This window comes from Kocuria sediminis, assembly GCF_009735315.1.
GTDB classification, from domain to species: domain Bacteria; phylum Actinomycetota; class Actinomycetes; order Actinomycetales; family Micrococcaceae; genus Kocuria; species Kocuria turfanensis.
In genome coordinates, this window is record NZ_WOGU01000003.1 from 91,559 (window position 1) to 114,314 (window position 22,756).

Consider the following 22,756-nt stretch of genomic DNA (forward strand, 5'->3'; position numbering starts at 1 on the left):
ACTCTACGGCCCGGCCCCGGGGCACTTCCCCGCCCCCCCCCCCCCCGCGCACGTCGGGTGCGGGCGGGAGCCGTCCCCTACGATGACTTCCGTGAGTTCCTCGGTGCGCGCCCCAGCCCCCGGCCCGGTGACCCGGGCCGCGGACCCGGTGACCACGCTGCGCCGGTCCCTGGCCCCGGACGCCCTGCGGGCACGGCTGCTGCCGCCCGCCGCGGCGGTGCCCCGCCTGGCCTGGCTGGCGCCGCTGCTCGTCGTGGTGCTGGGCGGAGTGCTGCGCTTCCACGGGCTCTCCCACCCGGACGCGATCGTCTTCGACGAGACCTACTACGTGAAGGACTCCTACGCCCTGCTGCGCTACGGCTACGAGCGGGAGTGGCCGGAAGGCGCGGACGAGCTGTTCGTGGCCGGCACCCCGCCGGAGGCCCTGAGCGGCCCCTCCTACGTGGTGCACCCGCCGGTCGGCAAGTGGCTCATCGCGTGGGGGATGTGGCTGGTCGGCGCCGAGGACCCCGTGGGGTGGCGCTTCTCCTCGGCGCTGTTCGGCACGCTGTCGATCGCGCTGGTGTGCGCCGCCGGGTGGCTGCTCTTCCGCTCGCTCACCGTGGCCACGCTCGCGGGGCTGTTCACCGCCGTGGACGGGCTGCACCTGGTGCAGTCACGGCTGGCCATGCTCGACGTGTTCCTGATGTTCTTCGTCCTGCTCGCGTTCGTCCTGCTCCTGCTGGACCGGCGGGACGGCCGCCGCCGCCTGGTCGCCCGGCTGGGGGTGCCCCCGGGCGAGCGGGTGCCGGAGGCGCAGCTGGCCCACCGCCTCGCGTGGGGGCCGTGGCTGGGCGTGCGCTGGTGGCGGATCGCCGCGGGCGTGGCCTGCGGGCTGGCGGTCGGCGTGAAGTGGAGCGCCCTGTTCCTCGTCGCCGGCCTCGGGGTGCTGACGGTGCTCTGGGACCTCAACGCCCGCCGCACGGCCGGGATCCGGCACTGGTTCCCGGCCGCGGTGCTCAAGGACGGCGTGCCCGCCTTCCTGGCGGTGGTCGGCACGGGGGCGGTGGTCTACGTGCTCACGTGGACGGGCTGGCTGACCTCGACCGGCGCCTACGACCGATCGTGGGCGCAGGAGCACCCGGGCGAGGGCGTGCTGTGGCTGCCCGCTCCCCTGCGCTCGCTGTGGGCCTACCACTCCTCCGCCTACGGCTTCCACAGCGGCCTGGGCACCGAGCACTCCTACGAGGCGCTGCCGTGGCTGTGGCTGACCCTGGGCCGGCCCACCTCCTACTACTACGAGGCCCCCGAGCAGGGTGCGGCCGGGTGCACCGTGGAGCACTGCTCCCAGGCCATCCTCAACATCGGCAACCCGCTGCTGTGGTGGACGGGGATCGCCGCCGTGCTGGTGGCGGCGTGGCTGTGGGCGGTGCGGCGGGACTGGCGCTGGGGGGCCCTGCTCGGCGTGTTCGCCGCCGGGTACCTGCCCTGGTTCCTGTACCCGGAGCGCACCATGTACTACTTCTACGCGCTGCCCGTGCAGCCGTTCCTGATGCTGATGCTGGCCGGGATGCTGGGACTGGTGCTGGGCCGACCGGAGGACTCCGTGCGCCGGCGGAGGGCGGGCCTCGTGGTGGTCGGGGTGTTCACGGCCGCGGTGCTGCTGCTGAGCGCCCACTTCGCCCCGGTCTGGTACGCCGAGACGGTCCCCTACGGGCAGTGGCGGGAGCGGATGTGGTTCGCCGCCTGGATCTGACCCGCCCGGGCCTGAGCCGCCCGGGCCTGATCCGTCCGGATTCCAGCCGTCCGGGCCCGAGCCGCTCGGCGCTGAGCCGCTCCGGTGCGAGCCGCCCAGCTCCGAGCTGCCCGGTCAGCGCCCGGCGAGCCGCCGCTTGAGCTCCTGGCGCCGGCGCACCCGGTCGAGGGCCCGGTGCCGGCGGAAGGCGGTGGGCCAGGTCGCGGCCATCACGGCGAGGGCGCCCAGGAGGGTCAGCGCGCCCACCGCGATCGCGGCGTCCATCCAGAACTGGGTGGGATAGAGCCGGATCAGGGTGTCGGAGACCCGGAAGGTCCAGGAGCCCTCCGCGAAGAACAGCGAGTGGAACAGGGCGAAGAACTGCTGCCAGCCGAGCACCGCCGCCACGGCGAGCAGCACCAGCAGCACCACGGTCAGCCAGGACCCGAAGAACAGGGCGCTCGAGGCGGCCCCCGGCGCCTTGGCCCGCAGGTACAGGGAGGAGACGAGGCCGAGCACGGCCAGGACGGCGACCGCGGCGAGCGCGCTCTGCAGGACGATCTTCACATCCGTCATGTGCGCGACCTCCGAGCCCAGGAACAGCCGGCCCCCGCCCGGGCCCACGAGCCCGCCGAGGAACTCGGGCGGCGCCCAGTTCAGCACGTAGTCCAGTCCGTAGGAGCCGTAGACCATCCGCTCGTCGGTGGAGAAGCCGTAGGGGTCCGCGGGGAAGCCGGGCCGGTGGTACTCCGCCCACAGGAACAGCGGCGTGGCCACCGTGCGCACCGCCGCCGCCAGCAGCGCCAGCGGCAGCAGCAGGGCCAGGAAGACCTGCTGCAGGCGCGGGAACCGGGGCTCGTCGGCCAGCGCGTCACGGCGCAGGGCGGCCCGGCGGCGGGCCTCCGCGTCCGGCTGGTCGTCCTCCCCGACGTCGGCGGCGCCGACGGCCCGGGAGCCGCCCGGTGCCCGCCCGGACCCGGCGGCCCCCGCGGTGCCCTCCGCGGGTCCGGATCCGCCCTCGCGCGCGGGCGCGCCGTCGCGGCCGGGCTCCGGCGCGGGGTCCGCGGGCGGAACGGCGGGCAGCAGCCCCGTCCACACCGGGTCCTCGCCGCGCCGGGCGCCCGCCGGGGCGGAGCCGGCCTGCTGCCAGGGGGCCTTGTCGTTGCTGGAGGAGGGCACGGGCGGGTCCTTCGGTCGGGGGTGCTCGGGGGTCTCGGCGCGGGCGGGACCGCGCCGGTCGGTCCCGATCCTACCCACCGGGGACCTCAGCGGCGGCGGCTCACCAGTTGCCCTTCCACGACTCGTCGGCGTAGTGCTCCAGCGGGATGTTCCAGTCGCCGTAGCCGTCGTCGGGGTCGGCCTGCGGGTACCCGGTGCCGACGACCTCCACGATGTCGCCGGGGCGGAAGACGTCGTGGATGAACTTCGCGCCCTCGGCGGACATGCCCACGCACCCGTGCGAGACGTTGGCCTGGCCCAGGACGGGCATCGCCGAGGGCAGGGCCTGGTGCACGAACTCGCCGCTGGCCGTCAGCCGGGACACGTTGGAGGCCCAGAAGGTCTCGTACCAGTGCGGGTCGCCGGGCTGCAGGCTCAGCGAGGAGGCCTTGAACAGGTAGCTGGGGGCCTGCTCCATGATGACCTTCCGGCCCGTGGTGGAGGGCCAGTCGGGGTTGCCGAGGGTGACGGGGAACGTCCCGGCGACCTCGCCGTCGACGTAGGCCGTCAGCGTCTTCGTCGCGTCGTCGACGCGGGCGTAGTGCTCGGCGCCGATCGAGAAGCTGCGGCGCAGGTCGTGGTTGCCGATCATCCCGCCGCCCACGTCCAGGCCCAGGAGGTCGAGGGAGACGGTCACCTCGGAGTGCGCCTCCCACGTCTCCGCGGGCCGGTAGCGCAGCACGGTGTCGGAGTACCAGCGGAAGGCCCCGGCCCGGTCGCCGCCGCCGCGCACGGTGATCGCCCGCTCCACCTCGTCGCGGTGCAGGACGGGCTCCGAGAAGGTGAACTGCAGGACCTGACCGGTGCCGTAGACCCCGCCCTCGGCCACGTTGACCCGCGCGTCGACCTCCTGGGCCGCCGAGACGGTGCTGAACGTGCTCGTGCCCGTGGTCGTGGTGCCGCCGGCCGCGGCGGTCCAGTGCAGCACGTACGCGGTGTCGAAGGCCAGGACGTCCGTGCTGGTCCAGGTGCGCCCGTCCGCGGAGCGCTCCCCGGGCACGGGCTCCCCACCGGCGGCCGGCACGAGGACGACCTCGCCGAGCTCGCCGCGGCCGGTGCGGACCACGACCGGGTCCACGGGGTTGTGCTCGACGGCGGTGTCCGCGGGCGTGACCACGACGCCGGCCGGCTGCGGATCGGCCGGCGTCGTAGCGGTGGGCGTGGCGGTGGGCGTGGCGGTCGGCGTCGCGCTCGGGGCCGAGGACGCCGGCGACCCGGTGGAGGCCGTGGCGGTGGGCGCGGGCTCCCCGGAGGAGGCCCCGGCGGCGTACGCGCAACCGGTGGCGAGCAGGGCCGTCACCGCGCCCAGGGCGAGCAGGCGGCGGGCCGGGACGGCGCAGGGCGCGCGGTCGGGACGGGAGGACAGGGGCATGGTGGGGGGCACCTCGCGGGGAAGGGGGGAAGCGCTCGGGGACGGGCCCCACGATAGGCACACCGGCCCGTGCAGGACCTACTCGGCCACCCCGCGGGTACGAATGTTAACGGCTTCGTGATCCCGGACGGTGCCGAGGTGCGGGTGCCGGCTCCAGGTGCTCAGCGGTCGGGGCGCAGGCAGGCGATCCCGTTGCGGATCGGATAGACCGGGTGCACCCCGTCCCGGAACGGGCGGTCGCTCATCAGGCGGTCCGCGTCCACGGGGATCAGCGTCCCGCCCGTCAGGGGGCAGCGCAGGATCGCGGCCAGTCCCGGGTCCAGTGCGGTCGCCGCCGGGGGCCCCGGCTCCGGGGCGACGACGGGGGCCTCCCAGGGAGCGGCGCGGTGACCGCTCCTGCTCTCCGGGTGGCGCACGGGGGCGTTCGTGTGCGCGATCTCGGCCGGGACGGCGTGCGTCGGCTGCGTCGTTGCAGGGACAGTCGTTGCAGGGACAGTCATGGGGTCTCCTGGTGCTCCGGGGGGAAGAGCCTCCGTGCCGGACAGGCACGGTCTGCGGCTCATCCTAGGGCCGGGGCACCGCCGTGCGGGGGATCCCGCGCAGCGCCGCGCCGCTCAGGCCTCGGGCACCGCCGCGCCCCCGTACCCCGTGGGCCGGCGCAGGTGCGGCCGCCGCAGGCTTGCGGGCATCGGCACGTCGCGCTGGACCGGCTCCGGGAGCCGACCGGTCGGGGGCGCGGCCCGAGGCCTGTCCCGGGGCATGTCCCGGGGCGCGGCGGAGCGGGGCAGGGACACGTCGCGCAGCACGGCCCGGGGACGCTCCCGGACGGCCGCGGGCGGCTCCGGCTCACGGACCGCCTCGGCCACCGCACCGATGTCCTCACGGCGCGCCCGGTCCTCCGGCAGCTCCAGGCGCACCACCTGCCAGCCGCGCGGCACCGTGAGCCGGTCGGAGTGCACCGCGCACAGGTCGTAGGCGTGGGGCTCGGCGTGGCCGGCCAGCGGTCCGACGACGGCGGTCGAGTCCGAGTACACGTAGGTGAGGGTCGTGACCGCGTCCCGCGTGCAGGTCTGGCGGGAGCAACGTCGGGTGGCACTGCCGGAGGAGCTCATCGAACGAAACTACCTCAGCGCGTGAGCCGGCGCAGGCGGCGGCGCTCCCGTTCGGACAGCCCGCCCCAGATGCCGAACTTCTCGTCCTTGCTCATGGCGTAGTCCAGGCACGCGCTCTGCACCGGGCACGCCTCGCAGACGCGCTTGGCGTCACGGGTGGATCCGCCCTTCTCCGGGAAGAACGCCTCCGGGTCCGTCTGGGCGCACAGGGCGTCGGTCTGCCAGGCGAGCTCGCCCTCGTCCTCCTCCACCGCGTACAGCCCGGCGACCGAGCCCCAGTCCAGCCCGCCGTCGGCGACCGGCGTCTCGAGCAGGTCGACGACCGGTCCGCCCGCGTCCTGCGAGAGGTTCTGCACGGTGTCGTGCGCGGCGAGGTAGGCGGTGGCCTGCTCCTCCAGGCTTCCGCCGGTGCGGCGGACGTGGCGCTCGGCGGCCCGCGGGTCGGCCGGATCCACGAACCAGTCCTCGGGCACCGAGCGCACGCTGCGCCGCGAGGTGCTGAGGGGGGTGGAATCGACGAGCTGCTGGCGTGCGGCCTCTCCCATGACTTTCCTTCCATCCGACACGTTGGCCCCGGACTGGCATACTGCGGGGGTACCGGTCCGTTGCATCCCGGAGAACGTATCTTTGGTGATCGCCTGCCGGACTTCCTCATTACACGTGTGTAACTACTACTGCGTCAACCCTCTCGCCGGAGGGACCCTTGGAACCATATCGGCCCGGATTTCCTTTGGGAGTAGACGTTTTTCCAGGTCACGACCGCTTTGCTGCGAGCCGCCGGGAAACACGAAGAATGCACGCCGGCGCATATGCTGCCGGGCGGCCTCCGGCGGCCCCGGACCCCTCAGGAGGACCCCTTGGACACCTCGATCCCCGCTTCTGTCCCCCGCTTGGTGGACAGGTTGCGCCGGAGCAGCCATCCCGCCCTCATCTGGTACGGGCAGGACGGCGAGCGCGTGGAGCTCTCCGGCCGGGTGCTGGACAACTGGGCGGCCAAGACCGCGAACCTGTGGGTGGACGAGCTCGATCTGCAGGCGGGCGACGTCGTCGCCCTGGGCGACGAGGTGCACTGGCGCAGCCTCGCGGTGGCACTGGGCACGTGGACCATGGGCGCCGCGCTGCGGCCGGTCGACCCGTCCGGAGGCGCCCCGGAGCCCGGCGACCGGGCCGTGGCAGGTCTCGTGGACGCCCGGGGCGGGCTTCCCGCCCTGCTCGGGCGGGTGCCCTCCGGGGCGCGGGCCGTGGTGCTGGACCGCCCGGCGCTCTCCCTCGGGTACCGGGGGGAGCTGCCCGGCGGCGACGCCCTGGACTACTGCGCCGAGGTGCGGTCCCACGCGGACGTGTACGAAGGCGTCGAGGAGCCGGACCCGGACGGGCCCGCCCTGTGGGGGGCGGGGGCGGACGGGCCCCTGAGCCACGGGGCGCTGCTGCCGGGCGCCGCCGCGCGCGCGGCCGGGCGGGAGCAGGCGTGGGGCGGCGCCGCGGCGGTGCACGTGCCGGGGCGGCGGATGGACGCGGAGCACCTGCTGCGCGTCCTGGGCGTGCTGGCCGGCGGCCGGGCGGTGGTCGTCACGGACCGGCCGGCGGACGGCACCGACCCGTCCTGGGCGTCCGTGCTGGCGGCCGAGAACGCCGTGGCGTTCTGATCCGCTCCGCTCAGCGGCCCTCGGCCGGGCCCGCGCCCTCGGGGGCGTCCGGGCCGGAGTGCACGGCGCTCTCCTGAGGTGTGTGCTCGGCGGTCTCCCGCGGTGCCTGCCCGGCGGTTCCCCGCCGCGGGTGCTCGGCGCTCGCCGGGGCGGCGCCGGTGATCAGCGCGATCTCGAGGGCCGCGGTGTCGGCGAAGTTCGGGTCCTCGTCGAGCTCCTGGGTGAAGACCCAGAAGCGGTAGGCGAAGTACCGGAAGATCGTGCCGAGGATGGTGCCGATGATCGTCCCGGAGACGAAGGACGCGTAGGCGCTGGTGAGGCCCAGGACGTAGTAGCTGAAGCCGAGGCAGCCCAGCTCGATGGCCATGCCGATGCCGTTGGCCACGAGGAACTGCACCAGCTCGCGGCGCTTGTCCGACTGGCGCTTGTGCCGGAAGGTCCAGAGGCGGTTCGCGATCCAGGCGAAGAGGATCGCGACGGCCGTGGCGATGACCTTGGCCTTGAGGTGACCGTCCTGGAACCAGGTGTGCATCAGCACCCAGGTGAGCGACGCGTTGATGACGAAGGCGAGGGCCCCGACGACTCCGAACTTCATGAGTTCCTTGACGAACAGGTGCCACAGGGCATCGAAACGGTCGACGAGACGGTTCACGCGGCTTCAGGTCTCCCAGGTGGTGGGTCGGTGGGCGCCGGCCGGCGCAGCGGTCGACGGGCGCGGAGGAGCCCCCGCGGCGGACCTCGGCACATCCTACCCCGCCCCTCCTGCACGGTCCCTGGGCGCCGGCGCCCTGTTACACGCTCCGTCAGGGGCGGCCGGTGACGGGTGACCGGCGGTCCGCCGGGCGGTCCCTCCGGGCCGGGATACGCTGGTCGGGTGAGAGCTTCTGGAACCGCACCTGTCGTCGGCGTCGTCGGAGGCGGGCAGCTCGCCCGCATGATGGCGCCCTCCGCCACCGCCCTGGGCATCGAGCTGCGCGTGCTCGCCGAGGGCCCCGACGTCTCGGCGGTCGCCGCCGTGCCCACCGCGCCGGTGGGCGACTACACCGACCTCGAGGCGCTGCGCCGGTTCGCCGCGGACGTGGACGTGCTGACCTTCGACCACGAGCACGTGCCCACCGAGCACCTGCACGCCCTGCTCGCCGAGGGCGTCGCCGTCCGCCCCGGACCGGACGCCCTGGTGCACGCCCAGGACAAGCTGCGGATGCGCCAGGCCGTGCAGCGCCTCGGTCTGCCCAACCCCCGGTGGGCGGCGGTCGCCGACGCCGACGAGCTCGTGGCCTTCGGCGAGCAGGCCGGCTGGCCCGTGGTGCTCAAGACCCCGCGCGGGGGCTACGACGGCAAGGGCGTCATGGTGCTGGACAGCGCCGCGGACGCCCGCGGCGAGGAGCCGGCCCAGTGGTTCGCCCGCACGGACGGCCCGCTGCTGGCCGAGGAGAAGGTGCCGTTCTCCCGCGAGCTCTCGGCCCTCGTGGCCCGCACGCCCTCCGGCGAGGTGCGGGCGTGGCCGGTCGTGGAGTCCATCCAGGTGGCCGGCGTCTGCGACGAGGTGCTCGCCCCTGCCCCGGACCTGCAGCCCGCGGTCGCGACCGCCGCCGCCCACGCCGCCCGGACCCTCGCCACGGAGCTCGGGGTCACGGGCGTGCTGGCGGTGGAGCTGTTCGAGACCCCCGGCCGCGGCCCCGGGTTCCTCGTCAACGAGCTGGCCATGCGCCCGCACAACTCCGGGCACTGGACCATGGACGGTTCCGTGACCAGCCAGTTCGAGCAGCACCTGCGCGCCGTGCTGGACCTCCCGCTCGGGGAGACCGGGCTGATCGGCGGGTCCGCGGTGATGAAGAACTACCTGGGCGGAGCCAACCAGGACCTCTTCGGCGCCTACCGGGACGCCATGGGCGCCGAGCCCCGCGCCAAGATCCACAACTACGGCAAGGCGGTGCGGCCCGGGCGCAAGATCGGCCACGTGAACATCACGGGCGCGGCGGACGAGATCCCGGAGCTGCGCCGCCGGGCGTCCCGCGCCGCGGCCGTCCTGCGCGACGGCCGGGCCTGACCCGCGTGCCTCCCACAGCCCGTCCAGCCGCGGCGGCTACCGTAGCCCCAGACCGGAGCGCGGTTGCGCCGCGCACCACCCCAGCAGTCCAGGAGTGCCAGTGAACGAGAAGCAGCAGCCCGTCGTGGGCGTCGTGATGGGGTCGGACTCCGACTGGCCCGTGATGGAGGCCGCGGCCACCGCCCTGGACGAGTTCGGCATCGCCTACGAGGTCGACGTCGTCTCCGCCCACCGGATGCCCGCCGAGATGATCGACTACGGCCGGCGCGCCCACGAGCGCGGCCTGCGCGTGATCGTCGCCGGGGCCGGAGGCGCCGCCCACCTGCCCGGCATGCTCGCCTCCGTGACCCCGCTGCCGGTGATCGGGGTGCCCGTGCCCCTGAAGACGCTGGACGGCATGGACTCGCTGCTGTCGATCGTGCAGATGCCCGCCGGCGTGCCGGTGGCCACCGTGTCCATCGGCGGGGCCCGCAACGCCGGGCTGCTCGCGGCGCGCATCCTCGCCGCGGGCGCGGACGACCGGGCGGCGCAGCTGCGCGAGCAGCTGGTGCACTTCGCCTCCGAGCTGCGGCAGACCGCCCAGGACAAGGGCGCCGCCCTGCGCTCGCGCCTCGGCGCCTGAGCCCGCCGCCCCGCCCTTCCCCGCCCGCCCTTCCCCGCCGGAGCTGCCCGTGAACGGCCACATCCCCCGCGCCGAGCCGGACCCCCGTCCGCCGCACCACCGACCCGACCCGGGCCCCGGCCCCGGTGCGACGCCCGAGGACGCCGTCACCGCCGTGCGGCGGGCCGACGACGACGCCGCGACCCCGCCGCGGCTCACGGACCCGCTGCGCCACCCCCAGCACGCCGGGGAGGGCACCCGCGCCCGGCGCGCCTGGACGCTGCTGCTGTCCACGCTCGTGGTCCCCGGCAGCGCCCAGCTCGTCGCGGGCCGGCGGGCGGCGGGGCGCGCCGCCCTGAGGGTCGACGTGGTCGTCTGGGCCGCCCTGGCGCTGACCCTCGTGAGTCTCCTGCTGTGGCGGACCCCCCTGATCTGGTTCCTGACCAACTCGGTCACGTCCCTGCTGCTGATCGTCGTGCTGCTGGGCCTGGCCCTGGGGTGGGCGTTCCTCTTCTTCGACACGCTGCGCCTGATCCGGCCCGGGCTGCTCGCCCAGCGCACCCGCCGGGCGGTGGCCGCGGCCACCGTGGCGCTCATGCTCGTCACCTCGGGCGGGCTGGCCTACTCCGCCTACCTGCTGTCCGTGACGCGCGGGGCGGTCTCGGACGTCTTCGGGGGCGGGCTGCCCTTCCGGCCCGCGGACGGGCGCTACAACATCCTGCTCATGGGCACCGACTCCGGGGAGGACCGCTCGGGCCGGCGCCCCGACTCGATGACGGTGCTCAGCGTGGACGCCGACTCCGGGCGGACCGTGACCATCTCCCTGCCCCGCAACCTGCAGAACGCCCCCTTCCCCGAGGACTCCCCGCTGGCCGAGGTCTACCCCGAGGGCTTCAACTGCGGCGACGAGTGCATCCTCAACGCCCTCTACACCGACGTCACGAACAACCACGCCGAGCTGTACCCGGACGCCGCGGACCCCGGCGCCGAGGCCATGAAGGACGCCGCGTCCGGAGCGCTCGGCATCGAGGTCCAGGCCTACGCGATCGTCGAGATGAACGGCTTCGAGCAGCTCGTGGACGCCCTCGGCGGGATCACCATCGACGTCGGCGGACGCGTGCCGATCGGCGGCGGCACCGACATGGTCACGGGCCTGCCGAACGAGATCTTCGGCTACATCGAGCCGGGCGTCCAGCACCTGGACGGCTACCACGCCCTCTGGTACGCCCGCTCCCGTGAGGGGGCCACCGACTACGACCGGCAGGCCCGCCAGCGCTGCGTGCAGGCCGCGATGCTCAAGCAGCTGAACCCCGTCAACGTGCTCGCCCGGTTCCAGGACCTCGCGGACTCCGGGACGCAGGTCGTGGAGACCGACATCCCCCAGAGCCAGATCGGCTCGTTCGTGGACGTGGCCCTGAAGGCCAAGGAGCACGAGCTGGTGCAGTTCGCCGCCGGCCCGCCCTACTACGACCCGTCCTTCCCAACCTACCCGGACTACGACCTGCTGCACGAGGACCTGGGCCGGGTGCTGGAGGAGGCCACCGACCGCGGGGCCCGGGACGCCGAGGCCCTGCCGCGAGGCGCCGCCGTGGGTCCGGGCCTCGCCATGGCCGCCCCGATCCCGGCCGTCCTCCCCCGGGTTCCCGCCGAGGAGCTCACCCCCAACGGCACCTGCTCCGTGCCCTGACCTGGGCCGCTGTCCCGGCCGGGGGCCCCGGGCGGACGCGCCGGGGGGTCCCGGACGCACCGGTACAGTGGGGGCGTGGCGAACATACTTCAGTCGAATGCATGGGCCGATTTCCAGCGGAACCTGGGGCACCGGGTGTTCCAGGCCTCCGGGAACGGGTGGCGCTACCTCGCGATCCTCGAGGGCGGCCGGCTCGGCCGCTACCTGTATTGCCCGTACGGTCCCGAGGCCGGCACACCGCAGGCCTTCGAGGAGGCCCTCGAGCACCTCGTGCGCACGGCCCAGGAGGAGCGGTGCTGGTTCGTCCGGGTGGAGCCGGTGGACGCCGCCGTGACCGACGGGCTCGAGACCCCCGAGGCCTCGCTGCGCCGGCGCGGCCTGCGCCCGGCGCCGCGCCAGGTCCAGCCCGGGCACACCCAGGTGATCGACCTGACGCAGGACGAGGACGCGATCCTCAAGGACATGAAGTCCACCAACCGCAACCTGCACCGCAACATCGCCAAGAAGGGCGTGACGTTCACCGCCTCCACCGACCCCGCGGACGTCGACGTCCTGCTGGGCTTCCTGGACGCCACCGCCGAGCGCAAGGACTTCACCCGGCAGCAGGACGCCTACCTGCGCGAGGCCGCGCGCACGCTGATGCCGCTCGGCGCGGCCGTCCTGTACGAGGCGCGACTCGACGGGCGGCCCATCGGAGCCTCCCTCGTCTACGACTCCGACGACACCCGCACCTACGCCCACGCCGCGATGGACTTCGAGCACCGCAAGCTCTCCGCGGGCATCCCGCTGGTGGTCCGGATGGTGCTCGACGCCAAGCAGAAGGGCCTGCGCCGCTTCGATCTGTTCGGCACGGCCCCCGAGGGCGCCGGCCCGGAGCACGCGTGGCACGGCTTCACGAAGTTCAAGAAGTCCTTCGGCGGCCGCCCGGAGGCCTACCCGGGGACCTGGGACCTGCCGGTGAGCCGCAGCCGCTACGCGGCCTACACCGGCCTGCGCGCCGCCCGCGAGACGGCCGCCTCGGCCCGGCGGGAGCTCCCGGCAGTGCCCGGACGGCTCCGCGCGGCCCTGGACCGCCGCCGGGACGCCTGAGCGGATCGCCGCGGACGGCGCACCGCCCCGGGCCCGCCTCGGCCAGGACGCCCGCCGGCACGGACGCCCACCGGTCACCGGGCCCGGCCGGTGACGCGACGCCGACGGCGGCCGCTGTCGAGTGGCCGGCGCGTCAGCGTCCGGCCGCGTCGCGCAGCGCGGAGAGCCCCTCCCCGACCACGCGCCGGGTGAGCTCCCGGGCCCGCCGGGCCCGGGAGCGGCCGGTGTCCCCCGCGGCGTCGCCGTCGGTGGCCGCGGCGGCCGTCCCGGCCCCGTCCGGGGACCAGGACCGGGCCGGGGCGGGCGCCTCCAGGCCCAGCTCCGCGGCGACGGCCGTGCCGGTGCGCGCCGCCGCGGCGTCGGCCGCCTCCGCCGAGAACTCCCCGGCCGGGCTGCGCCCCAGGGGCTTCTCCCGCGGGCCCAGCACCGGCCGTTCGGTGCCGGCCAGCTCGCGGACCACCTGCGGCACGTCCGCCTCGTCCGGGTCCCCGCCGTCGAGGCGCTGCACGCGGCGCTTCTGCAGCTCCACGAGACCGGTCAGCAGCAGGGCGTCGTCCAGGCCCAGATCCCGGCCCCGGCGGGTGAAGCCCAGGCGGTAGATCATCGCCAGCCCGCGCGTGTGCACGAACCACAGGTAGCCCAGGGCGGTCTCGGCCCCGTCGTCGCCCGCCTCGGTGGCCACGAGCAGCAGGGAGTCGTCCCCCAGGTCCTCGAGCAGCTGGGTGATGAGCCGGGTGCGCAGCCCGATGTTGGCCAGCGCCTGGCTCTGCGCGGTGACCTCCCGCACGGTCACCCCGGGGGTGCGCAGGGCCGCCCGGCACCGGCCCAGGGTCGCCTCGCAGAGCCGGCGGGAGAGGTCCTGCTGGGTCTCCCCCAGCAGGACCTCCAGCCGGCGCGGCTCGTCGGGGCCGCCGCCGGTGGCCGGACGGGCGAAGCCGGCGGCCGTCAGGGCCTCGGCCGTGCCCGGGGTGCGCAGCGTGTCGGGCTGGAAGCGCAGCAGCTCCGCCGCGTGCTCCTCGCGGGCCCAGACCGCGAGGGCCTCGGCGACCACCGGCAGGTCCTGGGGCCGGTGCACGTGGGCGTGCACCGTGCCGGCGACCACGCGCTCGGCCTCGGAGCGCAGGTAGAGCTGGGCGTAGCCCACGGTGCGCTGCTCGGCGTCGTGGACCATGACCCGGTCCACCCGCAGGCCCGGGCCCTCGGCCGAGATCTGGGCCTCGCCGATCCCCCACAGCTGCTGGGGGTGGCCGCCGGTCACCCGGACGGTGGCGTCCCAGGTCTTGCGGTTGGGGCACGGGCTGACCGTGGTGCTCACGATGGAGTCCTCCTCATCACCCGGGCGCTCCGCCCCGGTGGGGGGACCGCGGTCGGCGCCCGCAGTTCGGCACCAGTCTAGGGCGGGCGGGCGCCGCAGCAGCCCCCGGACACGGGATGACGGGAACGACGAGGACCCCCCGTGCCGGAGACCGGCCCGAGGGGTCCTGCGCCGGCCGGGCGGGCCGGGGCGCCGGGGTCAGCGGCGGGCGTACTTCTCCCACTTCGAGGCGAGGTGCTCGGCCTCGACCATGCGCACGGTCCCGGAGCGGGAGCGCATCACGATGGACTGGGTGGTGATCCGGCGGCCGCGGTAGCGCACGCCGCGCAGCAGGTCGCCGTCGGTGATGCCCGTGGCGGCGAAGAAGCAGTTGTCCGAGGTGACGAGGTCGTCGGTGCTCAGCACGGCGTCGAGGTCCAGTCCGGCGTCGATCGCCTTCTGCTTCTCGTCGTCGTCGGTGGGGGCCAGCCGGCCCTGGATGATCCCGCCGGTGGCCTTGACGGCGCAGGCGGTGACGATGCCCTCCGGGGTCCCGCCGATGCCCATCATCACGTCCACGCCGGTGCCCTCGCGGCACGCCGCGATCGCGCCGGCCACGTCCCCGTCGAGGATCATCCGGGTGCGGGCACCGGTCGCGCGGATCTCGTCGACGAGCTTCTGGTGGCGCGGGCGGTCCAGCACGCACACGGTGAGCTGGTTGACGTGGATGCCCTTGGCGCGGGCCACGAGGTGCAGGTTCTGCTTGACCGGCAGCCGCAGGTCCACGAAGTCCGCGGCCTCCGGGCCCACCACGAGCTTGTCCATGTAGAACACGGCCGAGGGGTCGAACATCGACCCGCCGTCGGCCACGGCGATGACGGCCAGGGCGTTGTTCATGCCCAGCGCCGTGAGGCGGGTGCCGTCGATGGGATCCACCGCGACGTCGGAGGCCGGCCCGGAGCCGTCGCCCACCTGCTCGCCGTTGAACAGCATGGGCGCCTCGTCCTTCTCGCCCTCGCCGATGACCACGGTGCCGTTGAAGTGCACGGTGGAGAGCAGGGAGCGCATGGCGTCGACCGCGGCCCCGTCGGCGGCGTTCTTGTCGCCGGCGCCCACCCACTGGCCCCCGGCGATCGCCGCGGCCTCGGTCGTGCGCACCAGCTCCATCGCCAGGTTGCGGTCGGCCACGTTGTTGCTGGGTGCCTTGGTCGTTCCGGTGGATTCCTGGGCCACGATGTTCCTCACCTTCGAGTTTCGGGTCTGCGGGCCTCCGGGCCGGGATCGGCCGCGGCGCGGACCGCGTCCCGCCCAGCATATCGCCCGCCCGTCCGCGCGCTGGGAGCCGGCCCACAGTCAGCCCGGCGGTGCGACCGCGACCGCCGGGACAGGGCACAATGGACCCGTGAGCTCCCCGACCCCCGACCGTTCCGCCGAGCCGCCCGCGGACGCGCCCCGTGCGGCCGCGCCCGGGACCGCGCCCGGCCCCGAGGCGCCGCCCCGGCCCCAGATCACGGAGAAGCAGGCGCGGCGGATCAACGCCCCCGTGCAGGGCATGATCATCTCGATGGCCGTCCTGCTGCTGCTGGTGCTGCCGTTCGTGTGGCTCCAGCCGCGCCCGGACGCCCAGCCGTACCGGCCCGACGTCGACGTGGCCCAGGAGGCGGACTACGTGGCCGACGAGGCGCCGTTCCCGCCGGTCGTCCCCGAGCCGGGCGAGGGCTGGACGGCCAACTACGCCCGGTGGGACGCCGGGGCCGCGGAGGGCGTGCCCTTCTGGGAGATCGGCTGGGCCACCCCGCAGGGCAGCTTCATCGGCCTCGTGCAGACGTCCCTGGCCAACCCCACGTGGCTGGCCCAGCAGACCGAGGCCGTGCCCGTCTCCGCGTCCGTCGAGGCCGGGGGCGTGCAGTGGGACGTCCACGTCCGGGAGGAGTCCCGGGACCAGGACGCCCTGACCGTGTACTCCGGCGAGGTCGAGGGCTCCACCGTGGTGCTCAAGGGCGACGCGCCCGGCGCCGAGCTGGACCACCTCGCCACCGCAGTGACCGCGGCACTCGCCGAGACCCCCGACCCCGAACCCACGGAGCAGCCATGACCCCCGAGACCCGATCCGACAACTCCTCGCCCCGCACCCCGGCCGCCGCCTGGCAGCGCCTGCGCGAGGGCAACGCCCGCTTCGTGGCCGGCGAGTCGCTGCACCCCAACCAGGACGCCTCCCGCCGGCAGTCCGTCGCAGCGGGACAGGATCCGTTCGCGGTCATCTTCGGCTGCTCGGACTCCCGGCTGGCCGCCGAGATCATCTTCGACCTCGGGCTCGGGGACGCCTTCGTGGTCCGCACCGCCGGACAGGTCATCGACGACGCCGTGCTCGGCTCCATCGAGTACGCCGTGGCCAACCTGGGCACCCCGCTGGTCATGGTCCTGGGCCACGACTCGTGCGGGGCGGTGAGCGCCACGCACGCGACCGCGCGCTCCGGGGACATGCCGCGCGGGTTCCAGCGGGACCTCATCGAGCGGATCATGCCGTCCGTGCTCGACGCCCGCCGGCACGGGGAGACCGACGTCAACGCGGCCGTGGTCGAGCACACCAAGCAGACGGCCTCCCGGCTGCTGGAGCAGTCGCGGATCATCAACGAGGCCGTCTCGCAGGGCGAGGTGGCCGTCGTGGGCGTCTTCTACCACCTGGAGGACGGGCAGGCCGAGCTCGTGCACGGCCACGGGACCTGGCTGCCGGCCCGCTGAGGGACCCTGACGCCGCGGGTCACCGTGCCGGGCGTCACCCCGGGCTGACCTAGACTGACGCCATGGCAAACACCACGGCAAACAGCACGGCAGCGTCCACCGAGTACCGCATCGAGCACGACACCATGGGCGAGGTGCGGGTGCCCGCACAGGCCCTGTACCGCGCCCAGACACAGCGCGCCGTCGAGAACTTCCCCATCTCCGGCAAGACCCTCGAGCCCCAGCACATCGTCGCGCTGGCGCAGATCAAGAAGGCCGCCGCCCTGGCGAACGCGGAGCTGGGGGTGCTCGACGACGAGCGCGCCCGCGCGATCGCCGAGGCCGCGGACCAGGTCGCCACGGGCCGGTTCGACGAGCACTTCCCGATCGACGTATTCCAGACCGGCTCCGGGACGTCCTCGAACATGAACACCAACGAGGTCCTGGCCACCCTGGCCACCCGGGCCCTCGAGGGCCAGGGCGTCGAGGTCCACCCCAACGACCACGTCAACGCCTCCCAGTCCTCCAACGACGTCTTCCCGACCTCCGTGCACGTGGCCGTCACGGGTGCCCTGGTCAACGACCTGGTCCCCGCCATGACGCAGCTGGCGGAGTCCCTCGAGCGCAAGGCCGCCGAGTTCCGGGACGTCGTGAAGTCCGGGCGCACCCACCTGATGGACGCCACCCCGGTGACCCTGGGCCAGGAGTTCGGCGGCTACGCCGCCCAGGTGCGCTACGGCATCGAGCGCGTCCAGGCCGCCCTGCCCCGCGTGGCCGAGGTGCCCCTGGGCGGGACCGCCGTGGGCACCGGCATCAACACCCCGGCCGGGTTCTCCGCCCGCGTGATCGAGCTGCTGGCCGAGGAGACCGGCCTGCCGATCACGGAGGCGCGCAACCACTTCGAGGCCCAGGCCAACCGGGACGGCCTCGTGGAGGCCTCGGGCCAGCTGCGCACCGTGGCCTACAGCTACATGAAGATCAACAACGACCTGCGCTGGATGGGCTCCGGCCCCAACACCGGCCTGGGCGAGATCCTCATCCCCGACCTGCAGCCGGGCTCCTCGATCATGCCGGGCAAGGTGAACCCGGTGATCTGTGAGTCCACGATCCAGGTCTGCGCCCAGGTGATCGGCAACGACACCACGGTGTCCCTGTCCTCCACCAACGGGGCCTTCGAGCTCAACGTGGGCATCCCCGTCATGGCCTCCGCCCTGCTGGAGTCGATCCGGCTGCTCGCCAACTCCTCGCGGGTGATGGCGGAGAAGATGATCGACGGGCTCGAGGCGAACGTGGAGCGCTGCCGGTTCCTGGCCGAGGCCTCCCCGTCCATCGTGACCCCGCTGAACAAGGCCATCGGCTACGAGGCCGCCGCGAAGATCGCCAAGCACGCCGTGGCGAACAAGATGACGGTGCGCGAGGCGACCCTGGCCCTGGGCTACGTCGAGAACGGGCAGCTCACCGAGGAGCAGCTGGACCGCGCGCTGGACGTCACCACCATGACGGGCCCCAACGCCTGACCCGCCCCGCGCGAGCCCCGCGCACACGACGAGGGGTCGCGCCCGCCCGGGAAACGGTTCCCGGGCGGGCGCGACCCCTCGCGTCGTCCGGCGGCTCGCGCCCCGGACCGGTGGTCCGGATCAGGACGTCACGGCGGGGCCGGACTCGCCGGACTTGGAGAGCTCCTTGATGAACTCGTGGCACCGCCGGGCACGGTCGGCGTCCTGGCTCATCACCTCCTCGAAGAAGGCTGCGATGTCGTCGCGGCCGGCGTTGCGGGCGTCCCGCACGTACTGGCCGTAGTCGTGCCCCGCTTTGAGCGAGTGGTACTGCACGGAGACGAGGTCGTAGGTCACGTCGTCGAAACCGGTCTGTCCTGCGGGCATGTCGTTCCTCCTTGATCGGCGGTGCGCTGCGGATGGACGTCTCCGAGTCTAGGAACGTGTGCACCAGCCCACAAGTAAGCACGCTGTGTTTCTTGTGCGCCGCCGTCCCGCGGCCTCCGCTGCGCCCGGACCGCGCACCGGCCGCGGGCTCAGACCACGAAGCGCGCGCGGCCGTCGTGGGCCAGGGCCGCGTCGAGCCGGGCCCGCTGGTGCGGCGGGAGCGGCGGGGTGTCGGCCGGGTCGTACCAGCCGACCTCGAGGGACTCGTCGTCGTTGACCCGGGCCTCCCCGGAGACCCAGCGGCAGCGGAAGGTGTGGTCGAGGAACTGGCACCGGTCCCCGTTGGGGTACTGCACCGGCTCGCCGGCCTTGATCGCCACGAGGTCCTCCACGACGGCGACGACGCCGGTCTCCTCCAGGCACTCCCGCACCGCCGTGACCGCCGGCTCCTCGCCGGGTTCCACGATCCCGCTCACCAGCCCCCAGTTGCCGTTGTCGCTGCGCCGGGCCAGCAGCACCCGGCCGTCGTCGCGCAGGACGACGGCGGTGACCGCGGGCAGCCAGAGCAGGTCGTGGCCGATCTTCTCCCGCAGGGAGAGGACGAACTCGGGGACGGGCATGGGCGCTCCTTGTCCGGCGGTGGTCGGCCCGGGGGCCGGGGTCCCGGCCCATTCTGGCAGGCGCCGGGGCCGGTGCGGCACGCAGGGCGCGGCACGGGCCGGCGACGGCGCGCTCAGAGCAGCAGCAGCACCCCGAGGGCGCCGCTGATCATCGCCGGGCCGAACGCCACGCGGGTCCGGGCCCCGGCCCGCCCGGCGGCCACGAGCAGGGCCCCGGCCAGGCCGCCGAGCACGAACCCGGCCGCCGCGCCCAGCACCGCGTGCCACACCGAGGCGAAGCCCAGGCACATGCCGAGCAGCCCGGACAGCCGGACGTCGCCCATCCCCATCCCGGCGGGATGCAGCAGGCGGAGCAGGACGTAGATCCCGCCCATCACCGCCAGGCCCCACAGCATCCACAGCAGCCGCACCGGCTCCCCGGCCAGGAGCGCCGCAGCGCCCAGCAGCCCGCCGCACGCGGGATAGAGCGGGCGGACGACCCGGCCGGGCAGCAGGTGTTCGCGCACGTCATTGCGCCACAGCCACGCGCACCCGCCGGCCAGCACCAGCAGACCGGCCGCCGCGAGCACCCCCGCGGCCCAGCCGGCGGCGTCCCCGCGGGCGAACTGGTCGGTCAGGAAGGCGCTCACACCGGGCATCGTAGCCGCCGGGCCGGCCGCCGGGCCCGGGCCCTGTGGACCGGTGCAGGCCTCCCTAGACTGGGGCCATGCCCCGCTCCCCCGTCCCCGCGCCCACCGACCCGGACGAGTTCGCGGCGCTGTGCCGCTCCTCCCCGTGGCGCTGGGACACCCTGCGCTTCGTGCTGTCCTGGCTCGCGCCCGGGGACCAGGCCCCGCGCGAGCCGGTGCGGGCGTGGGTGCGCCGTCCGTCCGAGCTGCGCGTGGAGACCCTGGACGGGCCCCCCCTCTACACGGCCAGCACGCTGGAGCGCTCGCGCGACGACTTCTACGTCGCCTCGACCTCCTCCTCGTGGCTGCTCGCGCCGTCCCTCGTGGCCCCGGTCTTCACCGACTCGGGGCTGGTGGAACGCCGGCCCGAGGCCGCCTACGGGGACCCCGTCTTCGGCGGCGGCCGGTGGCAGGCCATCCTCGACCCGGTCGAGCTCGCCGGCAGCGCCCCCGTGCCGCCCTATCTGCCGGAGCGGCGCCCGTGCACCGTCGAGGAGGTCGGCACGGGCGTCCACCACGGGCGGGCGGTGCGCGGCGCGGTGGTCACCCCTAGCTCCGCCTACGCGCCGACCACGCCGGGCCATCCGCTCGCCCCGGCCCGCACCCGGGTGCTGATCGACGAGCGGACGGCCGTGTGCGTGCGCTCGGAGGTGCTCGAGGGGCCCCTCGCGGGCACCGGCCACGACCTGCGGATCGAGGCCGTCGACGAGTACTTCATCGACGACCTCTTCACCTCCGTGCGGCTGGACCTCACGGACGTGAGCCGGCACCTGCCCTGGCCGGTCGGTCCCTGAGCCGACCGGCCAGGGCCGGGCTCAGGGCTCCAGGTCGCCCAGCACCTCCGTCACCAGGGCCGCGATGGGCGAGCGCTCCGAGCGGGTGAGGGTGACGTGGCCGAACAGCGGGTGGCCCTTGAGCGCCTCGACCACCGCGGTGACCCCGTCGTGGCGGCCCACCCGCAGGTTGTCGCGCTGGGCGACGTCGTGGGTCATGATCACCTTGGAGCCCTGGCCGATCCGGGAGAGCACCGTCAGGAGCACGTTCTTCTCGAGGGACTGGGCCTCGTCCACGATGACGAAGGCGTCGTGCAGGGAGCGGCCGCGGATGTGGGTCAGGGGCAGCACCTCGAGCATCCCGCGGTCGAGCACCTCCTCGACGACCTCCGGGGAGACCAGGGCGCCGAGGGTGTCGAAGACGGCCTGGCCCCAGGGGTTCATCTTCTCCTCCTCGGAGCCGGGCAGGTAGCCCAGCTCCTGGCCGCCCACCGCGTAGAGCGGGCGGAACACCATGACCTTGCGGTGCTCGCGGCGCTCCATGACCGTCTCCAGGCCCGCGCACAGGGCCAGGGCGGACTTGCCGGTCCCGGCGCGGCCGCCGAGGGAGACGATGCCCACCTCGGGGTCGAGCAGCAGGTCGATGGCCAGCCGCTGCTCGGCGGAGCGGCCGTTGACGCCGAAGACGTCCCGGTCCCCGCGCACCACCCGGGCCGCGCCGTCCGCGCGGACCCGCGCCAGGGCGCTGCCCCGTGCCGAGTGCAGGGTCAGGCCCGTGTTGGCCGGCAGTCCCTCCGTGCCCGGGACCACGACGGCCTCGCCGGCGTAGAGCCGGTCCACGACGTCGTCGGGCACGTCGACGGACGCCGTGCCGGACCACTCGACGTCCGAGCCCACCCACTCCGCCCGGTACTCCTCGGCCTGCAGGCCCAGGGCGGAGGCCTTCACCCGCATCGGGAGGTCCTTGGACACGATGCACACGTCCCGGCCGTCGTTGGAGAGGCTCAGCGCCACCGACAGGATCAGGGAGTCGTTGTCCTTGAGCCGGAAGCTCACGGGCAGCACGGTGTCCGAGACGTGGTTGAGCTCCACCACGAGGGTCCCGCCCTGGTCCCCGATCGGGACGGGGCGGTTGAGCCCGTTGTGCTCCACCCGCAGGTCGTCGAGCAGGCGCAGGGCCTGCCGGGCGAAGTAGCCCAGCTCCGGGTCGTGCCGCTTGCCCTCCAGCTCGGTGATCACCACGACCGGCAGCACCACCTCGTGCTCGGCGAAGCGCAAGATGGCCCGTGGGTCGGACAGGAGCACCGAGGTGTCGATCACGTAGGAGCGCACTTCGGTCCGCGGCTCGGCGGCGCCCAGGGGGGCGGAGATGTCGACGATGCGCTCCGGGTTCTTGGAGATGCTCATGGCGGCCCTTCCTCCTCTGTCCGGCGGTCGGCGTCCGCGCCGCCCGCCTGAGGACAACGTACGCAGGCCGGACCCGCCGCGCGAGCAGAAACGGTGAACGGGGCGGAAATTGCCAGCGACGTCGCGGGGGTCAGCCGCCGAAGCGCCGCTGGCGGGACGCGTAGTCGCGCAGCGCCCGCAGGAAGTCCACCCGCCGGAAGTCCGGCCACAGGGCCTCGCAGAAGTAGTACTCGCTGTAGGCGGACTGCCACATGAGGAAGCCGGAGAGCCGCTGCTCCCCCGAGGTGCGGATGAGCAGGTCCGGGTCCGGCTGCCCGCGGGTGTAGAGGTGCTCGGAGATGTGCTCCACCGACAGCTCCTGGGCCAGCTCCCGCACGTCGGCGCCGGCGTCGAGGGCCTCCGTGAGGACCTCCCGCACCGCGTCCACGATCTCCTGGCGGCCGCCGTAGCCCACCGCGATGTTCAGGTGGGGGCCGGCGTTGTCCGCCGTGCGCTCGGTGAGGTCGGCCAGGCACGCGGCCAGCCGCGGCGGCAGCATCTCGAGGGCGCCCACGGGCTGGACCCGGCAGATGCCCGACTCGGAGAGGGTGTCCATGAGGTCCGAGATGATCTCCAGCAGGGGCTCCAGCTCCGCGGCCGGTCGTTTGAGGTTCTCGGTGGAGAGGATGTAGAGGGTGACCACCTCGATGTCCAGCTCCCGGCACCAGCCCAGGAACTCCACGATCTTCTGCGCCCCCGCCTTGTGCCCGTCCGCGGTCGAGGCGCCGAACTGCTTGGCCCACCGCCGGTTCCCGTCCACGAGCACGCCGACGTGCTTGGGCAGCCGCCGTGGGTCGAGGGCGGCGGCGAGCCGGCGCTCGTAGAACCGGTAGAGCGGCCGGGGCTTGGGCATCTGCGGGTC

General features: G+C 74.4%; 23 protein-coding genes. 10 read left to right on the plus strand and 13 right to left on the minus strand.

Annotated elements, in window-relative coordinates; all coding sequences use genetic code 11:
* Positions 1-82: 82 nt before the first annotated feature.
* Complete coding sequence (locus GMA12_RS04710; RefSeq protein ID WP_156267693.1) at positions 83-1,735, plus strand: dolichyl-phosphate-mannose--protein mannosyltransferase; 1,653 nt, start codon at positions 83-85, stop codon at positions 1,733-1,735.
* Between the two features lie 114 nt (positions 1,736-1,849).
* On the opposite strand, the gene GMA12_RS19400 is transcribed toward GMA12_RS04710, so the two are convergent.
* The 5 genes from GMA12_RS19400 to GMA12_RS19220 all read right to left on the minus strand — a co-directional run bounded on the left by GMA12_RS19400 (position 1,850) and on the right by GMA12_RS19220 (position 5,961).
* A complete protein-coding gene (locus GMA12_RS19400; RefSeq protein ID WP_156267695.1) occupies positions 1,850-2,893 on the minus strand; it encodes a TIGR01906 family membrane protein in 1,044 nt (347 codons plus the stop codon).
* Positions 2,894-2,993: 100 nt separating this feature from the next.
* Positions 2,994-4,304: a L,D-transpeptidase gene (locus GMA12_RS04720; RefSeq protein ID WP_156267697.1), complete on the minus strand. Its 1,311-nt coding sequence runs from the start codon at positions 4,302-4,304 to the stop codon at positions 2,994-2,996.
* 161 nt (positions 4,305-4,465) lie between these two features.
* A complete protein-coding gene (locus GMA12_RS04725; protein WP_156267699.1) occupies positions 4,466-4,804 on the minus strand; it encodes a hypothetical protein in 339 nt (112 codons plus the stop codon).
* Positions 4,805-4,918: 114 nt separating this feature from the next.
* The gene (locus GMA12_RS04730; protein WP_156267701.1) at positions 4,919-5,416 is read right to left on the minus strand and encodes a DUF3499 family protein; all 498 of its coding nucleotides are present in this window, start codon (positions 5,414-5,416) and stop codon (positions 4,919-4,921) included.
* A gap of 14 nt (positions 5,417-5,430) precedes the next feature.
* Positions 5,431-5,961 carry a WhiB family transcriptional regulator gene (locus tag GMA12_RS19220; RefSeq protein WP_156267703.1) on the minus strand — a complete coding sequence of 177 codons (531 nt, stop codon included), beginning with the start codon at positions 5,959-5,961 and terminating at the stop codon, positions 5,431-5,433.
* 312 nt (positions 5,962-6,273) lie between these two features.
* Between GMA12_RS19220 and GMA12_RS04740 the strand changes: the two genes are divergently transcribed.
* Positions 6,274-7,062 (plus strand): TIGR03089 family protein, encoded by a 789-nt coding sequence (locus GMA12_RS04740; RefSeq protein WP_156267705.1) that lies wholly within the window; start codon positions 6,274-6,276, stop codon positions 7,060-7,062.
* A gap of 10 nt (positions 7,063-7,072) precedes the next feature.
* Here the strand turns inward: GMA12_RS04740 and GMA12_RS04745 are convergent, their stop codons facing one another.
* A complete protein-coding gene (locus GMA12_RS04745) occupies positions 7,073-7,714 on the minus strand; it encodes a GtrA family protein (protein WP_370830244.1) in 642 nt (213 codons plus the stop codon).
* 282 nt (positions 7,715-7,996) lie between these two features.
* Here GMA12_RS04745 and GMA12_RS04750 point away from each other — a divergent pair, with 282 nt between their 5' ends.
* From GMA12_RS04750 to GMA12_RS04765, 4 genes are all read left to right on the plus strand, one after another.
* Complete coding sequence (locus GMA12_RS04750) at positions 7,997-9,112, plus strand: 5-(carboxyamino)imidazole ribonucleotide synthase (RefSeq protein WP_240898626.1); 1,116 nt, start codon at positions 7,997-7,999, stop codon at positions 9,110-9,112.
* A 136-nt stretch (positions 9,113-9,248) separates the two neighbouring features.
* Complete coding sequence (gene purE, locus GMA12_RS04755) at positions 9,249-9,734, plus strand: 5-(carboxyamino)imidazole ribonucleotide mutase (RefSeq protein WP_156268001.1); 486 nt, start codon at positions 9,249-9,251, stop codon at positions 9,732-9,734.
* 49 nt (positions 9,735-9,783) lie between these two features.
* Positions 9,784-11,400 carry an LCP family protein gene (locus GMA12_RS04760; protein WP_162459480.1) on the plus strand — a complete coding sequence of 539 codons (1,617 nt, stop codon included), beginning with the start codon at positions 9,784-9,786 and terminating at the stop codon, positions 11,398-11,400.
* Between the two features lie 75 nt (positions 11,401-11,475).
* Positions 11,476-12,489: a lipid II:glycine glycyltransferase FemX gene (locus tag GMA12_RS04765; RefSeq protein WP_162459481.1), complete on the plus strand. Its 1,014-nt coding sequence runs from the start codon at positions 11,476-11,478 to the stop codon at positions 12,487-12,489.
* Between the two features lie 133 nt (positions 12,490-12,622).
* Here GMA12_RS04765 and GMA12_RS04770 read toward each other — a convergent pair whose 3' ends face one another.
* Both GMA12_RS04770 and glpX read right to left on the minus strand, forming a co-directional pair.
* Positions 12,623-13,804, minus strand: coding sequence for a hypothetical protein (locus GMA12_RS04770; RefSeq protein ID WP_156267711.1), 1,182 nt, complete (start codon positions 13,802-13,804; stop codon positions 12,623-12,625).
* A 198-nt stretch (positions 13,805-14,002) separates the two neighbouring features.
* Entirely contained in the window at positions 14,003-14,950 is a 948-nt protein-coding gene (glpX, locus tag GMA12_RS04775; protein WP_156268003.1) for a class II fructose-bisphosphatase, read from the minus strand.
* 235 nt (positions 14,951-15,185) lie between these two features.
* Between glpX and GMA12_RS19225 the strand changes: the two genes are divergently transcribed.
* The 3 genes from GMA12_RS19225 to GMA12_RS04790 all read left to right on the plus strand — a co-directional run bounded on the left by GMA12_RS19225 (position 15,186) and on the right by GMA12_RS04790 (position 18,021).
* Entirely contained in the window at positions 15,186-15,878 is a 693-nt protein-coding gene (locus tag GMA12_RS19225; protein WP_162459482.1) for a DUF4245 domain-containing protein, read from the plus strand.
* On the plus strand, positions 15,875-16,525 hold the full coding sequence (locus tag GMA12_RS04785; RefSeq protein ID WP_156267713.1) for a carbonic anhydrase: 651 nt from the start codon (positions 15,875-15,877) through the stop codon (positions 16,523-16,525). Before GMA12_RS19225 ends, GMA12_RS04785 begins: the two co-directional genes overlap by 4 nt.
* Before the next feature lie 62 nt (positions 16,526-16,587).
* Positions 16,588-18,021, plus strand: a complete 1,434-nt coding sequence (locus tag GMA12_RS04790) for a class II fumarate hydratase (RefSeq protein WP_156267715.1) — start codon at positions 16,588-16,590, stop codon at positions 18,019-18,021.
* Between the two features lie 120 nt (positions 18,022-18,141).
* Here GMA12_RS04790 and GMA12_RS04795 read toward each other — a convergent pair whose 3' ends face one another.
* The 3 genes from GMA12_RS04795 to GMA12_RS04805 all read right to left on the minus strand — a co-directional run bounded on the left by GMA12_RS04795 (position 18,142) and on the right by GMA12_RS04805 (position 19,645).
* Positions 18,142-18,387, minus strand: a complete 246-nt coding sequence (locus GMA12_RS04795; RefSeq protein WP_156267717.1) for an acyl carrier protein — start codon at positions 18,385-18,387, stop codon at positions 18,142-18,144.
* Between the two features lie 149 nt (positions 18,388-18,536).
* The gene (locus tag GMA12_RS04800; RefSeq protein WP_156267719.1) at positions 18,537-19,007 is read right to left on the minus strand and encodes an NUDIX hydrolase; all 471 of its coding nucleotides are present in this window, start codon (positions 19,005-19,007) and stop codon (positions 18,537-18,539) included.
* Between the two features lie 113 nt (positions 19,008-19,120).
* Positions 19,121-19,645, minus strand: coding sequence for a prepilin peptidase (locus tag GMA12_RS04805; protein WP_156267721.1), 525 nt, complete (start codon positions 19,643-19,645; stop codon positions 19,121-19,123).
* Between the two features lie 68 nt (positions 19,646-19,713).
* Between GMA12_RS04805 and GMA12_RS04810 the strand changes: the two genes are divergently transcribed.
* Positions 19,714-20,469, plus strand: coding sequence for a hypothetical protein (locus GMA12_RS04810; RefSeq protein WP_156267723.1), 756 nt, complete (start codon positions 19,714-19,716; stop codon positions 20,467-20,469).
* Positions 20,470-20,490: 21 nt separating this feature from the next.
* Here GMA12_RS04810 and phoH2 read toward each other — a convergent pair whose 3' ends face one another.
* Positions 20,491-21,855, minus strand: coding sequence for an RNA 5'-3' helicase PhoH2 (phoH2, locus tag GMA12_RS04815; protein ID WP_156267725.1), 1,365 nt, complete (start codon positions 21,853-21,855; stop codon positions 20,491-20,493).
* A gap of 130 nt (positions 21,856-21,985) precedes the next feature.
* A complete protein-coding gene (locus GMA12_RS04820) occupies positions 21,986-22,747 on the minus strand; it encodes an isoprenyl transferase (protein ID WP_156267727.1) in 762 nt (253 codons plus the stop codon).
* Positions 22,748-22,756 lie beyond the last annotated feature (9 nt).